This window comes from Collimonas sp. OK307 (genome assembly GCF_900113705.1).
GTDB lineage: Bacteria > Pseudomonadota > Gammaproteobacteria > Burkholderiales > Burkholderiaceae_D > Collimonas.
Genome location: NZ_FOQI01000023.1, coordinates 1 through 19625, shown reverse-complemented (window position 1 = coordinate 19625; position 19625 = coordinate 1). Strand labels below are relative to the sequence as shown.

Here is a 19625-nt window from a genome sequence, read left to right as displayed (position 1 = left end):
AGCCGTTACGGGTAATAACGCATATTCCGCAGTGCTAAGAGCCAATCTTTCCGGACGGACAGGTTGGGTATGTTACCTTGCCTGATTCGGGCATTCTTTCGATTTCCGCCTTTTACATTCACTCAGGTATAGACTGGGGGCAGGAAGAAGAATATGTTCAGCACACACGATCCAAACCAGAATCACCTCCTGGCAGCGTTGCTTGACGCTGAATTTGATCGCCTGGCGCCGCATCTTGAGTTGATTCCCATGCGGCTGGGCGACCTTCTCTACGATTCCGGCGGCAAACTGCAGCACGTCTATTTTCCAACCACCTCGATTGTCTCGCTGCATTACGTTCTGGAAAACGGCGGCTCCTCCGAAATTGCCGGAGTTGGCAACGAGGGAATATTAGGAATTTCTCTTTTCATGGGCGGCGATACCACGCCCAGCCGCGCCGTGGTGCAGACCGGCGGCCATGGCTATCGCCTCAAGTCGCACATATTGATGGAAGAGTTCAATCGCGCCGGACCGGTGATGCGCCTGCTGCTGCGCTACACCCAGGCTCTGCTCACGCAAATGTCCCAGACCGCCGTGTGCAACCGCCATCATTCGGTAGACCAGCAATTGTGTCGCTGGCTCTTGCTGACACTGGATCGCCTGCCCACGAATGAATTGACGATGACCCAGGAGTTGATTGCCAATATGCTCGGTGTGCGGCGCGAGGGGGTCACCGAGGCGGCAGGCAAGTTGCAGAGCCGTGGCTTTATCAGTTATCGGCGCGGCCATATCACCGTGCTGGACCGGGCTGGCCTGACCAGCAACGTTTGCGAGTGCTATGACGTCGTCAAGAAAGAATTTGCGCGCTTGTTGTCGGATGTGCACCAGCGTCAAGGCAAGCCGGCGCCCTGACATTACAGATTCACCATTACCTTGTTTGAGCCGAGGCTAGCGCTCAGTTGTAAGCCCACCAGAATCTGAATTTATGCCCACCATAGAAAACCCGTCTGCCGGACAAGTACCGCGAGCTGTACAGCAACCATTGCTGAAGGCCGGAGCCCTGCAAGATGCCATTTTCAACAGCGCCAACTTCTCTTGTATCGCCACCGACGCCCAAGGAGTGATTCAGATTTTCAACGTCGGCGCTGAACGTATGCTCGGCTACAAGGCAGAGGACGTGGTAGACAAAATCACGCCGGCCGGCATTTCGGATGCGCAGGAATTGATTGCCCGTGCAGCATCCCTGAGCCTTGAGCTGGACACCCAGATCACTCCGGGCTTTGAAGCGCTGGTGTTCAAAGCCTCGCGCGGTATTGAAGACATCTATGAACTGACCTACATCCGCAAGGATGGCAGCCGCTTCCCGGCGATGGTGTCAGTCACTGCACTGCGCGATGCGCAAGAGAAAGTGATCGGCTACCTCTTGATCGGCACCGACAACACAGCGCGCAAACAAGTCGAAGCTGAGCAGGCGCTGCTCGATCAGCGCCTGCGCGACCAGCAATTCTACACACGCTCTTTGATCGAATCGAATATCGACGCCTTGATGACGACCGATCCGCGCGGCATCATCAGCGACGTCAACCAGCAGATGGAAGCACTTACCGGCTGCACCCGCGATGAATTGATCGGCGCGCCGTTCAAGAATTATTTTACCGATCCCGAACGTGCAGAGGCCGCCATCACACGCGTTCTGCAAGAGGGTAAGGTGACCAATTACGAGTTGACCGCCCACGCCAGGGACGGCACGGAAACAGTAGTCTCGTACAACGCGACTACCTTTCATAACCGCGACAACAAGTTGCAAGGCGTATTCGCTGCGGCGCGCGATGTCACCGATCGCAAGCAATTTGAAGCTAAGCTGCAAGAAAATAACGTCGAACTGGAAAATGCGAAAGCGGCTGCGGAAAAAGCCAATTTGGCGAAATCCGACTTCTTGTCCAGCATGAGCCATGAATTGCGCACCCCGCTCAATGCAGTGCTGGGATTTGCGCAGTTGATGGCATCCGATACGCCGCCGCCGTCATCGACGCAGAAGCTGTCGATCGACCAGATTTTGCAAGCCGGATGGTATCTGCTGCGTCTGATCAATGAAATCCTCGACCTGGCGATGATCGAATCGGGCAAAGTGACGTTGTCGCAAGAGTCGATGTCGCTCACCGAGGTAATACAAGATTGCCAGGCAATGATCGAGCCGCAGGCGCAAAAGCGCGGAGTGCAGATGACCTTCCCGCTTCTTGATGATCTCTTTTATGTTCATGCCGATCGGACCAGGGTCAAGCAAGTGATGGTCAACTTGCTGTCGAATGCGATTAAATACAATCAGGCAGATGGCAAGGTGGTTGTCAAATGCGCAATGAGCGGTAAAGATCGGGTTCGCGTAAGCGTTACGGATACCGGGGCCGGCCTGACACCGGAACAGTTGACGCAACTATTCCAGCCGTTCAACCGGCTCGGGCAAGAGAGTAGCATCGAAGAAGGTACGGGCATCGGCCTGGTGGTCACCAAACAACTGGTCGAGTTGATGGGCGGCGTTATCGGCGTTGAAAGCAACGTCGGTGTCGGCAGTGTATTTTGGGTCGAATTGCCCGCATCAAGCGCGCCGGAACTGGCGCTTGACAGCCTCGGCATGCACCACCTGGATAAACTGGATCATGCGGCGATGCACGCGCCGCAATCCCAACGCACACTGCTCTATGTCGAAGATAATCCGGCAAACCTGATCCTGGTCGAGCAATTGATTGCCCGGCGCGGCGATTTAAAGCTGTTGACTGCCATCAATGGCCATCTGGGTATCCAGATGGCGCGCGTTCATCGGCCCGACGTGATTCTGATGGATATAAATTTGCCCGGTATCAGCGGTTATGGCGCCTTGAAAATTCTGCTCGAAGATGCGGCAACGGCGCACATACCGATCATGGCGCTGTCAGCCAACGCCGTTCCGCGCGATATTCAAAAGGGTATGGATGCCGGTTTCTTCCGTTATTTGACAAAACCAATCGAGGTCATCGAATTTATGGACGCCCTCGACGTCGCGTTGCGCCACGCAGAAAAAATTGGTTTGTCGCTTGGAACGTAGGCAGTGACGAAATGCCACTTGATTTGCTAGCAGGTGAACGACTTTTTTGGGAATAACGTAATGCTTGAAGCATCCGAAATTCTAAAGGCCAGCATCTTGATCGTCGATGATCAGGAAGCTAATGTGCTGCTGTTGGAAAAAATGCTGCGCAATGCCGGTTACGAACGCATCACTTCTACGATGGATCCACGTACAGTCTGTCCTTTGCATCTGGAGCATCGCTACGACTTGATTTTGCTCGATTTGCAAATGCCGGACATGGACGGTTTCCAAGTCATGGAAGGCTTGAAGGAAATCGAAACGACGGGCTATTTGCCGGTGTTGGTCATCACGGCGCAACCTGCTCACAAACTGCGCGCGCTGCAAGCCGGCGCCAAAGATTTTGTCAGCAAGCCATTCGATTTGGTAGAAGTGCAGACACGCATCCACAACATGCTGGAAGTGCGGCTGCTGTATCAGAAACTGGACAATTACAACAAGGTACTGGAACAGACAGTGCTGGTACGCACGGCCGAATTGCGCGAGAGCGAGGCGCGCTTCAAGAGTTTGACGGAACTGTCATCGGACTGGTATTGGGAACAGGATTCGCAAGGAACATTTACCAAGGTCTCCGGCCCGGTCTTTGAAATGCTCGGAATCGACGCGGACAGCACGCCAGATGCCGCCGGCATCGCGGCGACCGGACGATGGAATGAGGCCGAACGTGCGCAACTGAACGACAACATTGCAAACCGGCGTCCATTCCTCGATTTCGTCTACAGTCGCACCAATGCCGACGGCACCCTGCAATATCTTCAAGTCAGCGGGGAACCGATGTTCGATTCAAGCAGCCTTTTTATCGGCTATCGAGGAATCGGCATGGACATCACCGACCGCATGCGTCGCGATCAGGAAGAGAAACATCTGGGCAGCGACAAGGACTAAATCGATGGCAGCGCCACATAGCTCGATTCACGTACGAGCTATGTGACAACGCATTCGTTAAATCAAAGTCCGTTACTTCTGGGCTGGTACGACGACCACCGTGCCGCCTCCGGTTTTTCCGGTATCGCCTTTGCTACCTTCAGCACCAGGCGCTCCCTCGTCTCCTGTGGCTCCCGTAGCTCCCGTAGCCCCTGTGGCGCCTGTCGGCCCGGGAACGGCCACTCCTGCACCAGTGGAACCTGTCGCACCGGTGGCGCCCTCAGAGCCTGTCGCCCCGGCAGGACCGGGCGCTCCCGCCGGGCCAGGAACCGCCGCCACAGGTGGTGCAGGATTATTGGTCGTAGTTTTTTCGCAAGCAGCAAGTCCAACCGTGACGACCAGTGCTGCCAACAGCAGAGAATATTTCATATCGATCCTTTTATGTAATAAAAAAAAACGCGGGATATCGCCTTCAAACAAGCAGATATCATCCGTTTTCTGATTGCAGATTAAGTGAGCGCATCAAATTTCTCTGTGTGTTGCCGAACAGAGGAGCAAATGTTTTTTCAAAACCCGAAATTATTCGGCCAACGCAACTGTGGTAGTTTGTAACAGCCAGCGTGCAACGCAGGTCGAGGGTTTAACATTGCTGCTGCGTCGCAAAAAAAATCAACCACAACCCTATTGCCAGTCACCGTATGCCTTCGTTTTCCGCTTCATTACTCGCAACATTAATGCCATCGCGTAACGTAATCTCAATCCGACATATCAAAAAGATCATTTTCGGCCTGATGGTGATTTTCGTGACGCTCGGCGCTACGGGTTGCGCTATCCAGCCGGTTCCCATGTCGCCTCAAACTGCCGAGCGATTGAAATCTCAAGCGCCGATTCGCTTCCTGCTGACTTTCGACGATGGTCCGGCCCGTCCAAGGACTGACAATCCGACCTTGTCCATACTGGATACGCTCGCGCACAATCCTCTACAACCCGGCATCAAAGCCCTCTTTTTTGTGCAAACCCGTTCGTCCGATGCTGGTGAGACGGACTTTGGGCGAAACATACTACGGCGCGAAATTGACGAAGGGCATTTGCTTGGCTTTCACACCGCCACACCACATCATGCCAACCATCGCTTCCTTAGCCCCGACATATTCGAGCAATCGCTAAACGATGGCATTGCCGACATTGTTGCCATACAAGGGCGCGCACCTAAACTGGTTCGCCCGCCGTTCTGGAACTTTGACAAGCGTACTTTTGACGCTTACCAACAGCATGGCATGCACATTTTGCTGACGGATTTGAGCGCCAACGACGGCAAGATATATGGCTTCAAGGCCAGCCTGAGGAGACGCTCCAACATGTTGCATATGTTGACTGACGTACGCGAGCGGATTGCCGCAGGCGAGTTGCCGACGGTGGATGGAAGTATCCCGGTAGTGGTAACTTTTCACGATATAAACAGTTACACCGCCGATCACATGGCGGAATATTTGCAAATACTGATGGATTGCGCGCGTGCGGTCCAGCTACCGACTGCCACCAAGCCGTTTTATGACGACAAGGCCGCGCTGGAGCGTGCGGCCCTGGCACGAAGCATACGTGACAGCGCGCAAGCTGTGCGCCTACCCGGGTTCTGGAACTGGTTGTGGGAGAAGATGTAATCAAACGCTGTTACGCTTTCGGAATCACATTTATCAATTCCTCAAGCTAGCAGTCATGTCAGTGGCTGCCGAACAACGCCCCTATGCGCTGCGTATAGGCAGCGCCATTTTCCTCCGATGCGGGATCGCCACGAGCTGGTCCAGGACGGCGCGGCGCCTGGGCGACAAACCAGGCCGAGCGCAACTGCACCGGACCGCCGCTACCATACATGGGCTGCATTGATGGGCTTGGCACTAGTTTTTCCCCTCAAGTACATTTATTCGTTTTTGCACGCGGCTGATCCACTGATCTATGTAATCACGCAAAATGTGCCGATTCTCACCGTAGAGCGAAACGGCTTCCGAGCGCATCTGCAAGAGGCTTTTTTCGGCCGTCAGCAAAGCATCTGCATCGTTTAAATGTACATCGCCAAATTGAATTTCAAGGACCGGAACCAGGTTTGATATGGCGTTTTCGTCCAGGGAAGGATAAAGCGCTCGAAGCAGCATGGCCCGAGTGCTTCTACTTGACTGGCGTACCGCCTCCACCTGATGGCTGGCATTGGCACCGTGAATCCGGTATCGGACCAGCGTTTCCGGCAAATTGCGGAATTTTGCCCCCGCCAGCATTGCCTCTGACCAGAACCGGAGATCGCGTGCACTTGGCAAAGACGTGTTCCACCATATTCCTCTCTGTATAAACCAGTCACGGCGCCAAATTACGCTGGTTGTGATGAGATGACCGCTACCAACCAGAAGCGCGCACTTGATGTCCCCATCAGCTAGAAATAAATTAGTCGTCGATTCTCCATCGCGTCCAAATACTTGGGTTTGGGCGCCAACCAGGACCAGATCCGGATCGCTCTCCAGCGCTGCTACCTGCAGAAACAGACGATCGGGTAACGATATATCGTCAGCGTCCATCCGGGCGATGTACTTCCCTTTTGCAATCTGTATCCCGACGTTGGTAGCGGCGGCTTCACCGCGATTGCGGGATAAATGACAGATGACTATATTTTTGAAATTTTCATATTGTTTCAGTAAGGCCGGTGTCTCATCGGTTGAGCCGTCATTTACTACAATGATTTCAATGTCCGTGAAGGATTGATTAAGCAAGGACTGCAGGCACTCCTTCAAGAATTCATATCCGTTGTATACCGGAACAATTATGGAAACCATCGGCGAGTGCGGGCATTGGCTATTCATTAGTGTCTATATTCTTAGTCCGGTAAACAAAATTACAGTGCACACTTGTGTTTTGGCATAGCGCAGTTATCGATACCTGTAATAAACGATCATACTTCAGATAAAGCAGCCATCACATTTTCTACCCCACCTGTCTAACGAGAAACAGCTGACGTGATTGTGTGACGGCTGCCCCGATTGGCAGGAGCCAGATGCGCCCGCCCGCTCACGGCTGCACCATCCCCTTACCTCCCGGTCATCTCCCTCCACGCGTGATCAGCCAACTTTCCGGCGCTATGTGCGCGGCCGCACGGATCTTGCCAAAAATCAAGCCTATAACGAGGTACGTCACGATCTGCATCGCGACTCGCGTTTCTTATCATCCAAAATCAGACTCTAGCTTATCGGGAAGTATATGAACAAATTCAACAGTTACGGCAAGTGCCAGAGATGGCTCATGACATTGCTACTGTGCTGTCTGGCAGCAGGATGCGGTGGGGGTGGGGGTGGACGCGATCCGGTCCTGGGAGGACCTGATGTTACGCCGCAGACGACCCGGCCCGCGGTGACGTTCACCGATCCCGCCGCCGGCGCTACAGGTGTTGCGATCAACGCCAAGATCCTCGTCAGCTTCAGCAAGGCGATGACCCCGGCATCGATCAATGCGACGACTTTCACGTTGGCGGCTCCGGGTGCAGCTGTAGTGGCGGGAAGCGTGGTGGTTAATCCCACAGGCAACAACGCAACCTTCACGCCAACCGGCAATCTCGCGATGAACACCACGTTTACCGCCACGATTACTACCGCGGCTCTGGATGCAGGAGGCGTTGGGCTCGCTAGCAACTTCGTATGGACCTTTACGACGGGGGCGAGCGCGGACACCACATCCCCCACAGTGGTTTCCACCAACCCGGCTGATGCCGCCTCTGGTGTATGCACCAACAAATCTATCAATGCCACCTTCAGCAAAACTATCGATCCATTAACCGTCAGCACCGCAGCCTTTACGGTGACAGGACCTGGCGCAGCGGCTATCGCAGGAACCGCAACCTACAACCCGGCGATCAATATTGCGACCTTTACGCCGGCAGCCGCCCTTGCAGCTAGCGCCACCTATACAGCTACAATTCACGGAGGATCCGGCGGCGTCAAAGACCTCGCGGGTAATGCTCTGGCCAGTGACAAGATATGGACTTTTACAACCGGCACCACCAGCTGTGGTCCGACAGGGCCGGTAGCACTTGGCGCGGCCACCCCTTTCGGTAATCTAGGAGGCACCGCAGGCACCACCAATGCCGGGACGCTGACAGTGATTAACGGCGATATCGGAAGCACGTCGACGACGACTTCGACAGTGACTGGATTCCACGATCTGGCGGGAGATATTTATACGGAAACCGGGTCCAATAAAGGCACGGTGAACGGCAAGATCTACACTTGCACCGTCTCCACCCTTGGACCAACGTCTGCTGCAATCAATGTCCAGTCATGCGCAATCGCAACCCAGGCCAGAAGCGACGCCCAGACCGCCTTTAACAACCTGTCTCCTGCGTCATTGCCTGGCGGGACGGATCCAGGCGCCGGACAACTAGGCGGCCTCACTCTATTCCCTGGCACCTATCAAGCGGCAGGGGGATCATTCAAGATAACGGGATCGGATCTGACCTTGGATGCACAAGGCGACGCGAATGCCGTTTGGGTTTTCCAGACTGCGAGTACGCTCACCGTGGGTGGTCCGGGAGCACCGCGTAGCGTCATCCTGATCAACGGCGCGCAGGCCAAGAACGTGTTTTGGCAGGTCGGCACGTCCGCCACGATTAACGGCGCGGGCGGCGGCACCATGGTAGGAACCATCCTCGCTTCATCTGCAGTTTCGTTCTCTACTGTCGGCAACGTACAAACAGTGGTACTGAACGGCAGGGCCGTCGGACTGAATGCTTCCGTGACAATGACCAACACCATCATTAACGTGCCTGCGCCGTAAAAGCAGAAATCTCAAAGATCGGCTGAGTCATTTCGGCCGGTCTTTGGCCCCGAATAAATTTTTCAGGAGTAAAAAATGAAGAAATCTTTCACCGTTGCAGCAGGAATAATAGTCGGCGCTACACTAATGATGCTAACGGTCCCCGCCATGGCTGGAGGCGTAGACGTTGGTGTGAATATTGGACTCCCGGGCGTCTATGTACAGCCTCGTCCGGTGTATGTGCAGCCAGAAGAGGTTTATGTGCAAACGCGCCCGGTCTATATTCAGCCGGAACGTGAACAAGATTGGCGTGAGCGTCAGCTGCGGGCGCGTCGGTGGCAAGAAGAGCGTGGACACGATCGCCGCGAGCATGACGACCACGGACGCCGTGACCATGACCGTGATGAGCAACATGGCCACGACAATTGATTTTTATTAACACTGACTACATGATCGTTGACATGAGAACATTCATACATTTGTATCGCTATTATCGGCGAGGCGGTTACCATATGGTTCCGGCGATGAAACGAGCTAGTCGCGCCTGGAGCCATGGATTTTAATCTGCAAAGGTAGGCGCGAAGAATGAAATTATCATCAACCATCGTAGTGCTGTCGATTGTCGGGTTGCTGGCATTCACAAATCCCAAACTAGACAGCTACGAGCAGTACATTCATCAGCTAATCACTCAAGAAGCCAATAAACGGGATGACGTAACTCGAACACTGGGAACGTTATTTGGCGGAGTGGCTAGCAGCCTGATCACTAGCAGCACGGTGAGAAATAATTATGTTCTGTTTAGCACTTACGACTCTAACCTGGGAGGGCGGCATCTGAAATTTTTAGGTATTCTTGGCAATTTCTTTCAATTGACGGCCCAAAAATCCCAGGAAGTACGCTCCAATTAATCTAGAAATTGTGATGGAGCTGCTTTGACAAAGGCTCAGCAACTGGCTGGTCTATTAAAAAAACCGTCAACACAAGTTAACGGTTTTTTTTTAACGCAAATGAAAACCTGTCAAATCAAGCTGTCAGGCCGCATTGCTTATCCAGATCGACCGCAACCTTCTTCAACAAATTATTCAGTGCATAGTTGAGCGTAGTAACGTATTCGGCATCCGCTCCCCACATGTTGGTCTTGTCGCCTGAAGCACGGTATGTCTTGCTTTCTATCTTGCCGTCGGGCCGCGTGTAATCCATTTTAATCACAACCGTACCGAACAGCTTCAAGCCGATTTGCCAGGTATAAGCGCGGATAATCTTCGGTGACAGCGTAATGCGAGCCTGTCCGTCCGTGGCGCCGGTTTTCTCGATCCGAAAACCAAAGTCGCTCAAATTCTGCAGGCCGGCAGTCGCCCAGCCGGCAGCATCGCCGCTGATCAGGGGATTGGTCAAATTGACTCCCAAGGTGTCCTTGTTTAAACGTTCATCAGCAACAGGAAGCACTTTGAGCATACAGGTATGCGCTACCGGAACCGGCCGTACATCGGCAGCGACAGGATCATAAGTCATGCTCAAAGGCTGCCGTTCACCTTCGGCAGCCAGTGCGGACCGGGCAGCCAGGGCCGCGAACATGAGCGCGATGCAAGTGATCTTTTTCATCAGGTAGTCTCCTAATCAAGGCAAAAGTGAATACAGACTACCGCTGGCGCCGCGGATGATGACGCGTTCACCTCGCTTGTCCACGAGCGTGCCGTTGACGGCTTTCTGCTTAGCCGATGCATTCTCGCCAAAATTGAATTTAACATCCATCTTGTCGGTCTTGGCTGTAGCGGTAACATTGTTTTTGACATCGATCGACAGCATGGCCAGCGTTTCGTCTATGCCCTCTTTCAATTTGTCAAAAAAAGGCTTGCCGCCGTCGGCAGCCCAGGCTTTCGCGGATTGCTCTCCGCCGCTTCCCAACGCGGCCGACTGATACTTCAGGGAATTTTTATAGACCGGCTCCTGCGCACCATTTGTCCACAAACTGCAAGCAGTAATGATGTTCAATGAGCGCAGATCCGTCGACAGATAATAATCTGTCGAAATGAACAGCTCAGCTTCGCCATCCTTCAGATTCTGGACGTGCTGCAGAACATCTTTGGCGGGCATTGCGCGCGCAGTCGTAACAACATTCATCACCTTGAACGGATACTGTTCATGCAGTTGCCGCGTCAGCTCCGGCCAATAAATCGTACGAAAGTCGTAATCCTCCAGGGATTCGTACATTGCGTCCATCGCCGTCTGCAAACGCGCCTGCCTTGCATTTGTAACAGATGCATCGATCAATGCCGGAATCAATCCTCCACCAAGGGCGGCGGAAACTGTCGACGGATCGGCCTTGGCAAGCACCTCGTCCTGGACCACCAGGCTGCGTACGTTGACGGTTTGGATCTTCTTTGCGTTTTCCTGGCTTAACGGAATGTACTGTGGCGCAGCGCAACCGGCTAAACCAATGGCTAGCGCCATCATTATAATGATGCCTTTAAGCATGTATTTCCCCTGGTTAATTATAATTTTTGCCACGTAAATATAACCGAAATGGCAGAAAAATTGCAAATTGGAAATTAAATGTGGTCAGCTTGCTGCAAACTGCGGTAAAAATACGGAATCGCTGTGGAAGTTGAGGCCAGGCCGCTGGTTTGTTCGTTTGCTTGCTGAGTTGTCCCGGTCATACTGCAAAGTGGGCAAAATTTGGATGCACATCAACAAGCTACCGCCGGAATTATTCAATCTGGCTGCGAAGATTCAAGAATTACCGCCACATTGCCGTTATCATCGGCAAAAATTAGGCGTCGCTAGATATACGCCGCAAGCTGAATGACCTGTTGGTCTGCTAGTCGTAAAAGATGTCGCCACAAAATGCGCAAAGCGGCAGCTACCAGAACTGATCAGTCTTGCAGCGAAGATTCAGGAATTGCCGCCGCACCGTAGGTATCTGGTCGAAGAATCAATTACACAATCACAACAAAATGTTTGCTAGACTTGAAGTCAACTATGCCGTATTTCGCGAACCAAACAGAGAGGATCTGCCAATGAAACACTTCATTACTCTAGGATGCTTAGCTGGCGCCGTAGTCATGTACGTTCTTGGTTTAGAATCGGGGGCAGCAATTCTCTTTGCAATAGGTATTCTGTTCGAGGTGGCGTTTTGGAAGAGAGTATTAAATTTACGCAAAAAGTAAAATGTCATTCATACCAAAAGATCGCAACAGCAAGCTTCCCAAGCTTCTCTAGTTTTCTATATATGACGTGGCTTTGCAGCCGGTTTCCGCTCCGCAAACATCATCAAGATTGCGGCTCAAATCCCAATGATTACGTGGATCGTATAATTTTTGCGGAGCGTATTTCGATTCATCTCAACGTATAAGTCAGAGTGCCATAACCGAGCTGATCGAAGCCGCCGCTGTTAGGGCCGTAATTGCCGCCACCGCCTTCGGGGCGCACTTTCTCCGCGAACGCCTTTGTATACGGCGCATCTTGCCCCTTGAGAACCACATAGTGATTGTAGAACAATTCCCAAACCGGACGGCTGTCGCCGCGACCAGCGCTTGCAATGACGTCCTGGGTCACGTCGCTGTTACGGTACGGTGTGTAAGGGACGTCCTCGCCCAGGTTGTATTTGGCAATGTATTCAATACCCTTCAGAACGCGGTTGTCTTCATAACCGAAAAGGTCGTCACGCTGATTCCACGCCATCTGGCAAAACGCGCCCAGCAAGGAAACGTTCAGCGTATTGTGGCCCTGGTCACGCCCGCTCTCCTGCGTCTGCCCTAACCCCTCCGGATATATTTTCCATACTAGGTGATTGATGGCGCCATTGCCCTCACCATGCTTGAAGTATTCGAGCGCCTCGTTATATATGTCTCTGCGATCAGTGAGTATGCCGATGGCAATCATGGAGTCCATGTTGGCGAGGTCCCAGTTGGCCCAGTAGTGGTCTATTTTTGCGCCGTTATGCCTCGTCAGGAAATCATGGTTCATCGGATAGAAGACGTTGAGCATCATCATTTTGAAACGGTTGAAATTATTCTCGGGCCACTTCTTGTATGCGCGCAGGATCTCTGCCGCATTGGCGAGCTGATAACCATAGATTCCGGACGCCAGGAATTTGTCCGAGCTCCCGCTGATCCCAGTCAGCGGTGCCGACCATACGTCCAGAATGGAAACAGCTTTGTCGGCATAGGCATCGTCGCCACTGATCTTCCAGCGCAAAGCAAGCGCGTATGCTGCCGCAGCATCATTAAACAGAACGCTGTAATTCTCTGGATGACCGGCGCCGTCCTTGCCTCGATAAACGACATCAACGGGACGAGGCGTCCAGCTTAATGATGCGTGAGGATTCTTGATAAGAATATTCCATCCATCCAGCCAAGGCTGTGCGCTTTGCGCGACTTTGGTTTTCATCCGCTCAAGATCAGCCTGGGTGTGCAAGGCGCCAGGATGCGTAAAGGAATCTGCCCTTGCGGATGCAGCACCAAGCGTGATCACTATCGCGACGCCAATCAAACTATTGATGCTTTTGAATGTGAAAGTCAATTTTTCCAACTCCGTGTGGATGAGTGATCGCATCTTCAATATGTCATCAAGTATCGAGAAGCACTTGAGTGATGCCGTGGCGTTCCTTGTTGGAGACGGCGAACATATGCAAAGTCCGGCTGCCGACAGAATTTTGGACCTAAGTCAGACGATTAATGTAAATGCATGTCAAGGCAGGAACGATTGTGCACCTCGATAAGTTGACAAGGCTGGCTGAGATTTTTCCGTCTGCGTGCGTCCTTCGCGATGTCGAAGCTTATGTGCCGAAACGCACCACAAAAACTCACAACAATGGTGATTTCATGCGGCTTTAGGCCAATTTTGGATACGTCAACAGTCATTTCCTATGTTGTCGCGAATTCCTACGACAACCAACAAAGTGCGCACCTCATTTTCAGAACAAAAATTCAAACTCTTCAACTGTACCCAAAAAGCAACAAATGCATATATGCCGACGGCGGTTCGCAAACTTGGGATTATTATCTCTTGACGGTCAATCGAGATTGACCGATGAATTCAACATATAAGTGTCAGGAGATAAAAATGAAAAAGTCGCTATTAGCGCTAGCTGTTCTGGGGACGATCGGCTGTATCAATACAGCATCCGCGCAATCCAATGTCACCGTATACGGCCTGATCGATGCCACCATCAGCACCGTCAATCATGCTGACAAGGCCGGCGACCGCCTGACCGGCATCCCGGTAGCCTGGTTTAGCGGCAATCGCATCGGTTTCCGTGGTGCAGAAGACCTCGGCAGCGGACTCAAGGCAATTTTCAAACTGGAAGCTGAATTCGTAGTCGGCACCGGCGAAATGGATACACCGGGCGTATTGTTCAACCGCGACGCCTGGGTCGGTTTGCAAGACACGACTTTCGGCCAGGTCGTTCTGGGCCGCCAAAATACTCTGGCACGTGATTTTTCCCAGATCTACGGCGACGCATACGGTTCCAAGCTCGGCCTGGAAGAAGGCGGCTACACCAACAACAACAACTTCAAGCAACTGATTTTCTACTCGGGCAGCGCTACCGGCACACGCTACGACAATGGCGTGACGTGGAAAAAAGTATTCAGTAACGGCGTGGTCGCCGGCCTTGGCTATCAGTTCGGCGAGACCGCTGGCCAGTTCGCACGCAATACCACCAAGTCCGCGGCGATCGGCTACAACGGTTCCAACTTCCTCGTTTCCGGTTTCATCAATCAGGCTGACGTCGGCAACGGAATCGACAGCAGTCTCGAAAAGCACAAATCCTATTCACTGGGCGGCAGCTACATTTTCGATCTGGTGCGTTTGAACGCCGGTTACTTCCATTACACGGCAGAGCAAGGCGCGCTCGGCAAGCGTAAGGACAATGCATATACCGTATCGGCCAAGTTCACGCCTCAAGGTTCGTTCGACTATGAACTCGGTTATCAAGTGATGAAAGCCAACAATGCCGCCTACAACGCGGCCGGCACCAACACCTTGAATGCCTATGCTGATGCCAGCGGCGCCACCGCGGCCGGTAGCGGCAAAAAGAAAACACTGTACGGTTCCGTTTTCTACCATCTGTCGAAACGTACCGAACTGTATCTGGCTGCCGACTATATGAAACTTAGCGACGGCTATCGTGTAGGATCGGCCAACGGTTTCAACAATCAGACCGAATTCGCGATGGGCATGCGCACTCGCTTCTGATTGATGTCGCCGCCGGGGGCAAAGAATAAAAAACTCTGCCCTCGGTGAATCAGGAGTTCAACAACGGATATGGGGTCAAGCTGTTTTAGCTCGGTGCGGGTACGCGCATATTCAGAAAAATAAACCAGTGCGCGCAGCCGACGGGTTCTTATGTCAGTATTTAGATTCCACCCCGATCGCCAAGAAAATCAAGGGATTAACTTCGCTGGACCTTTTTAACGTCATCGATGATGTAACGCTCACCCCATGCCGCAATGACGTTTGCTGCATACAAAGCATCGCTTTTCCGGGTAAGAAGATGATCTGCATCATCTAAGGATACGAAGCTTTTCGGGTGTTTCGCAACGCTGAAAATATGGCTCGCATTCTGCACCGCGACTGTCTCATCTTGCGGTGAATGCATTACCAGCAACGCTCCATTAAACTCCGAAATATTGTGCAGCAATCGCTGTTTCTCTGCATCGATCAGAAACTGCCTCTTGATCCTGAATGATCGCCCACTGAGCTTGACTACGGCTTCACCGTTAGTCTGAATCTCGTCCAGATATCCACGGAACTGCTTCTTGACATGTGCTGGATCACTTGGCGCTCCGATGGTAACGACACCGCGCACCTCCGGTATCTTCGAAGCTGCGGCAAGGACCGCCGAGCCGCCCAGACTATGCCCGATCAGCATGGACGGTGCTCGATATGTCTGCCGCAAATAATTTGCAGCTGCGGTCAGGTCGGCCAGGTTCGAGGAGAAATTGGTATTGGAAAACTCTCCCTCACTTGCACCCAGGCCGGTAAAGTCGAAGCGCAACACCGCTATGCCGCGCGTGGCGAGTGCCTGTCCAATCCGGCTAGCGGCGAGAATGTCTTTGCCGCCGGTGAAACAATGGGCGAACAAAGCGTACGCGCGTGTTTCTCCCGCTGGAATATCGAGGCGAGCGGCAAGTTTTTGCCTTTCAGCCCCTAAGAACTCGAAACGTTCCGTTGGCATTTTTGTTCCCCAGGCATATTAAAAATAGAAACCTCGATCGTGCCAACTTGAAGGTGGCACATTCCGCCGCTGCACAGTTAGATGGATCGCAAACTAGATCAACTCAAGCCGACGCACAATCGCATCGGTAAACTCCTGAGTGGATGCAGTGCCCTTGAGATCGCCCGTCGCAATTTTGTCCTTGTTCAACGTGTCGGTGATCGCGGTGCGCAGTCGCAGGGCCAGGTCATCGTGGCCGACATGATCCAGCATCTGCCCCGCTGCCAGCAGCAGGGAAATCGGATTGGCGATGCCCTTGCCTGCAATGTCCGGCGCCGATCCGTGCACTGCTTCGAAGATTGCGACGTCATCGCCGACATTCGCGCCGGGCGCCATGCCCAGTCCGCCCACCAGTCCTGCCAGCTGATCCGAAAGAATATCGCCGAACAGATTGGTGCATAAGAGCATGTCGAACTGCCACGGGTTGAGCACCAGTTGCATCGCGCAGGCATCGACGATCATGTCGTTCATCTGCACTTTACCTTCATACTCGCGCGCGACTTCCCGGGCGGCTTCGAGGAAGATGCCGGTCAGCGCCTTGAGGATGTTGGCCTTGTGTACTACGGTGATTTTCTTGCGGCCGTTCTTTACCGCGTATTCAAAGGCAAAGCGCGCAATCTTCTTGCAGGCTTCGCGCGTGTTGATACCGGTAGAGACGGCAACTGCGCGCGGATCGTCGCCGACCGGAATATAGTATTCGTGCGCTACATAGAAGCCGCCGATGTTTTCCCGGATCAGCACGACGTCGATGTCTTCAAAGCGGCCAGGCACAATCGTCCTAGCCGGCCGGACATTGGCATATAGCTGGAATTCTTCGCGCAGACGGACGTTGGAGGAGCGGAAGCCTTCGCCTATCGGTGTGGTCAGCGGGCCTTTGAGGGCCAGCTTGGTCTTGCGGATGCTGGCCAGGGTTGCTTCCGGCAGCGGGTCGCCGCTGGCATTGACGCCGGCCACGCCCGCTTGTTGTATATCCCAGGAGAAAGGAGATCCCAAAGCGGCCAACACTTGGACCGTAGCCTCGACCACTTCAGGGCCGATGCCGTCGCCGGGGATCAGCGTGGCTGGAATTTGGGTAGTTATTGTGTTTTTCATGAGATATTTTTAAAGAACTCTTTAATCGAATAGCTTGACCAATGCGATTGCCGGGCAATTTTCTGCGCCGTTTCCATCAACAGAGCAGACTGGCGGCAACCTTGAATGCAATCACCTGAGAAATTTGCCTCGGACACTTATTTCAGCTGGGACATGGCAATCAAGGTGAGCGTTACGGTAATCGCGCCGCCAATGCGTGTCGCAATCTGTGCAAACGGCATCATTTGCATACGATTCGCAGCGGTCAAAATAGCCACGTCGCCGGTCCCGCCCTGGCCGCTGTGACAAGCATTTACAATTGCCGTTTCAATCGGATACATATTGAGCCATCGCCCGACCATGAAGCCTGTCGCTATCAACGTCGCAACCGTCGAAACGATGGTGATGAGATTGAGCACGTTGAATGCGGACACCAGTTTGTCCCAGGGCGTCATGGATACGCCGATGGCGAACAGCAACGGATAAGTTACAGCCGTGGAAAAGAATTTGTAGACAACGACAGAGCCCTGCTGCAATTGCGGCGAGACAGCGCGTGACAGCTTGAAAATCACGGCAATGAACAGCATGGCGACCGGCGCCGGAAAGTCGAACAGCTTATAGCACATCAATCCAAACATATACAGCGAGATCGCCGTGATGCCTGCGGCCGCAATATTACCAACATCCGTATGGCCCGGCCCTGCTTCCGTCACAGGATGCATTTCGTCATGCTCGCCCGGTTGTAGCCGACCCTCGCCAGTGAGGTGCGGGTATTTCTTACCCACAAAATTCAACGCGCCGGCCAGCATGATTGCGGTCAGGCTCCCGAGCATTACAGGGGGCAAGACCAGCGCAAAGACATCACCTTGAGCCTGGTGCAATATTCCGGAGTAACCAATGGATAAGGGAATGGCGCCTTCACCCACACCGCCGGCCATGATCGGAACAACGATGTAAAAGAAGGTATGGTAGGTGCCCAAGCCCAGCAGAGTGCCGACGGCCGTGCCGACAACAGCCGCTGCGACCGAACCGGCGGCAAGCGGCACAAAAATCTTGATGAAACCTTTGATGAGAACCGCTCTATCCATGCTCAAGATACTGCCGACAATGATCGAGGCAATGAATAAATAAAGAAAATTGGTCGACTTGGTGAAGTCGACTACGTTCTTTAAAACCATGGCAGGCAAAAGATGCTGGAATGCCAGGTAGGAAGGAATGAAGGTCGCAAAAATTGCTGCGGCACCTATGTTGCGCATGACAGGAAGTCGCTTGCCCAATTCTGCGCAAGAAAAGCCGCCCACTGCCAGCAACGCAATCGATACCGAGATATCGGACGGCACTTTGCCGGTGACGACAAATCCTGTTATCAATGCCAGCAACAACAGGTACACCGGCAACGGTATAACGCCAATGCGCATTTCCATCAATTTCCACCAGCCATGTGGCCAGAATTTTTCGGATGTTTTTTCCGTGATCGGCATAAGCTGTTCAGCAGGTATAGCTTTCATTTCTTTCTCCTTTGATTCTAATTTTAGATTTAACGCCCGGCCCGCGATGAGGCGAATTTAAGTGCTAAAACCATGATGAACACATATGGTCGTGGCCTTACGGCTAAGTTGCAATGCTGGCAGGCATGTTATGCATGCCCGTTTGCGCAGCATCTGTCTTGCGGGTGTTCAATCACGAGCGTTGAACATTCGGATTGGAGGCTGAGCAGTCAGTTTTGCCGACAAATGAATTATCTCGGCGATGCCGCAATCATGAAGGTGATTTTTTTGACGAGTCGGCAGCCATGACTGGAGCCGATGCAATCAAGACGGTACGCGCTGGTGTCGCCGGTATTACGGCAAAATTCATTGAGCCGTAAAAAATATGCATTAATTTTTGTCTCCATCATTTGAGGATTGTGATCTGCTGCCAAACATAGCGGCGGTGATCTTCCTCAATTACTTATCAACGTTGACGAATTCTATAATGGTGTAACTTTCATCCAGCTTTCCAATTGTCCGTTATTTAATTTGCCGCGCGACATACAAATCAAGACTCTGGTGGAGATTTCCCAGGTGGTAACATCTCGGGGTAGTGCCTGGTCCAGTCGCAGGCGTTCAGATCAAAAGTGCATCACTTTCCGTCACGTTAATGCAACCATTTTCCCCGCGAATCCCGCGTGGCCTGGAAGCCTGGCGTTTTTGCGAACTGCGTTAAAAGCAGTGCATTTAACGCGGCGGGCAGGCGTGGGGGGGACTGGTGCGACATGGTGCTGATGAGGTAATTGCTTTGCCCGCTGAACATCGTGGTGACAAAGCCCGTTGTGCCGTCAACGGTAGCCTACTGACCCAGGCAAGACGGGTAACTATCTGGTCTGAAGCGGTCAGGACAATGCATGGAGGGCTGCAAGCGCAAATGCGGCTCTCACGCTAGGCTTGGTGGTATTGGTTAACATAAGTGAATTGCTGATAAACGTCGTCACCACGAACCAGCCAAAGGCGCTGATAGGCTGGAGCCAAAAGGCACGTAGCTGGTTATCTCTCTCAGTCCTCAGAGATACACGGACATCATAGCTACCGGCGGAAAGGCAGAACCTA

At 52.9% G+C, this 19625-nt stretch carries 18 protein-coding genes; 8 read left to right on the top strand and 10 right to left on the bottom strand.

Annotated features, from left to right (window positions below; genetic code table 11):
• Window positions 1-153: 153 nt before the first annotated feature.
• The 3 genes from BM205_RS21940 to BM205_RS21930 all read left to right on the top strand — a co-directional run bounded on the left by BM205_RS21940 (window position 154) and on the right by BM205_RS21930 (window position 3982).
• The gene (locus BM205_RS21940) at window positions 154-891 is read left to right on the top strand and encodes a Crp/Fnr family transcriptional regulator (RefSeq protein WP_092416992.1); all 738 of its coding nucleotides are present in this window, start codon (window positions 154-156) and stop codon (window positions 889-891) included.
• A gap of 73 nt (window positions 892-964) precedes the next feature.
• Window positions 965-3058: a hybrid sensor histidine kinase/response regulator gene (locus tag BM205_RS21935; RefSeq protein WP_092416991.1), complete on the top strand. Its 2094-nt coding sequence runs from the start codon at window positions 965-967 to the stop codon at window positions 3056-3058.
• A 60-nt stretch (window positions 3059-3118) separates the two neighbouring features.
• Window positions 3119-3982: a response regulator gene (locus BM205_RS21930; RefSeq protein ID WP_092416990.1), complete on the top strand. Its 864-nt coding sequence runs from the start codon at window positions 3119-3121 to the stop codon at window positions 3980-3982.
• A 72-nt stretch (window positions 3983-4054) separates the two neighbouring features.
• Here the strand turns inward: BM205_RS21930 and BM205_RS24715 are convergent, their stop codons facing one another.
• On the bottom strand, window positions 4055-4390 hold the full coding sequence (locus BM205_RS24715) for a hypothetical protein (RefSeq protein WP_092417029.1): 336 nt from the start codon (window positions 4388-4390) through the stop codon (window positions 4055-4057).
• Between the two features lie 305 nt (window positions 4391-4695).
• On the opposite strand from BM205_RS24715, the gene BM205_RS21920 reads away from it, so the two are divergent.
• Window positions 4696-5622 (top strand): polysaccharide deacetylase family protein, encoded by a 927-nt coding sequence (locus BM205_RS21920; protein WP_092416989.1) that lies wholly within the window; start codon window positions 4696-4698, stop codon window positions 5620-5622.
• Window positions 5623-5680: 58 nt separating this feature from the next.
• Here BM205_RS21920 and BM205_RS24375 read toward each other — a convergent pair whose 3' ends face one another.
• Complete coding sequence (locus BM205_RS24375; RefSeq protein ID WP_175511353.1) at window positions 5681-5857, bottom strand: hypothetical protein; 177 nt, start codon at window positions 5855-5857, stop codon at window positions 5681-5683.
• A complete protein-coding gene (locus tag BM205_RS21915) occupies window positions 5857-6780 on the bottom strand; it encodes a glycosyltransferase family 2 protein (RefSeq protein ID WP_254784009.1) in 924 nt (307 codons plus the stop codon). Before BM205_RS21915 ends, BM205_RS24375 begins: the two co-directional genes overlap by 1 nt.
• Before the next feature lie 463 nt (window positions 6781-7243).
• On the opposite strand from BM205_RS21915, the gene BM205_RS21910 reads away from it, so the two are divergent.
• The 3 genes from BM205_RS21910 (at window position 7244) to BM205_RS21900 (ending at window position 9658) form a co-directional block, all read left to right on the top strand.
• Complete coding sequence (locus BM205_RS21910; protein ID WP_254784005.1) at window positions 7244-8770, top strand: ice-binding family protein; 1527 nt, start codon at window positions 7244-7246, stop codon at window positions 8768-8770.
• Window positions 8771-8845: 75 nt separating this feature from the next.
• Window positions 8846-9178 (top strand): PXPV repeat protein, encoded by a 333-nt coding sequence (locus BM205_RS21905; protein WP_092416986.1) that lies wholly within the window; start codon window positions 8846-8848, stop codon window positions 9176-9178.
• Between the two features lie 156 nt (window positions 9179-9334).
• Window positions 9335-9658 (top strand): DUF4359 domain-containing protein, encoded by a 324-nt coding sequence (locus BM205_RS21900; protein WP_092416985.1) that lies wholly within the window; start codon window positions 9335-9337, stop codon window positions 9656-9658.
• Between the two features lie 115 nt (window positions 9659-9773).
• Here the strand turns inward: BM205_RS21900 and BM205_RS21895 are convergent, their stop codons facing one another.
• The 3 genes from BM205_RS21895 to BM205_RS21880 form a co-directional block, all read right to left on the bottom strand.
• Window positions 9774-10352, bottom strand: a complete 579-nt coding sequence (locus BM205_RS21895; protein WP_092416984.1) for a hypothetical protein — start codon at window positions 10350-10352, stop codon at window positions 9774-9776.
• Between the two features lie 15 nt (window positions 10353-10367).
• On the bottom strand, window positions 10368-11291 hold the full coding sequence (locus BM205_RS21890) for a hypothetical protein (RefSeq protein ID WP_175511352.1): 924 nt from the start codon (window positions 11289-11291) through the stop codon (window positions 10368-10370).
• Between the two features lie 795 nt (window positions 11292-12086).
• On the bottom strand, window positions 12087-13304 hold the full coding sequence (locus BM205_RS21880; RefSeq protein ID WP_175511351.1) for an alginate lyase family protein: 1218 nt from the start codon (window positions 13302-13304) through the stop codon (window positions 12087-12089).
• A gap of 510 nt (window positions 13305-13814) precedes the next feature.
• Here BM205_RS21880 and BM205_RS21875 point away from each other — a divergent pair.
• Window positions 13815-14948, top strand: coding sequence for a porin (locus BM205_RS21875; RefSeq protein ID WP_092416981.1), 1134 nt, complete (start codon window positions 13815-13817; stop codon window positions 14946-14948).
• Window positions 14949-15144: 196 nt separating this feature from the next.
• Here the strand turns inward: BM205_RS21875 and BM205_RS21870 are convergent, their stop codons facing one another.
• From BM205_RS21870 to BM205_RS24455, 4 genes are all read right to left on the bottom strand, one after another.
• Window positions 15145-15930: an alpha/beta hydrolase family protein gene (locus BM205_RS21870; RefSeq protein ID WP_092416980.1), complete on the bottom strand. Its 786-nt coding sequence runs from the start codon at window positions 15928-15930 to the stop codon at window positions 15145-15147.
• Between the two features lie 93 nt (window positions 15931-16023).
• Window positions 16024-17061 carry an isocitrate/isopropylmalate dehydrogenase family protein gene (locus BM205_RS21865; protein WP_092416979.1) on the bottom strand — a complete coding sequence of 346 codons (1038 nt, stop codon included), beginning with the start codon at window positions 17059-17061 and terminating at the stop codon, window positions 16024-16026.
• A gap of 137 nt (window positions 17062-17198) precedes the next feature.
• Window positions 17199-18548: a 2-hydroxycarboxylate transporter family protein gene (locus BM205_RS21860; protein ID WP_305763959.1), complete on the bottom strand. Its 1350-nt coding sequence runs from the start codon at window positions 18546-18548 to the stop codon at window positions 17199-17201.
• 863 nt (window positions 18549-19411) lie between these two features.
• A partial coding sequence (locus BM205_RS24455) for a hypothetical protein (protein ID WP_217646078.1) occupies window positions 19412-19625 on the bottom strand: 214 nt, incomplete at its 5' end.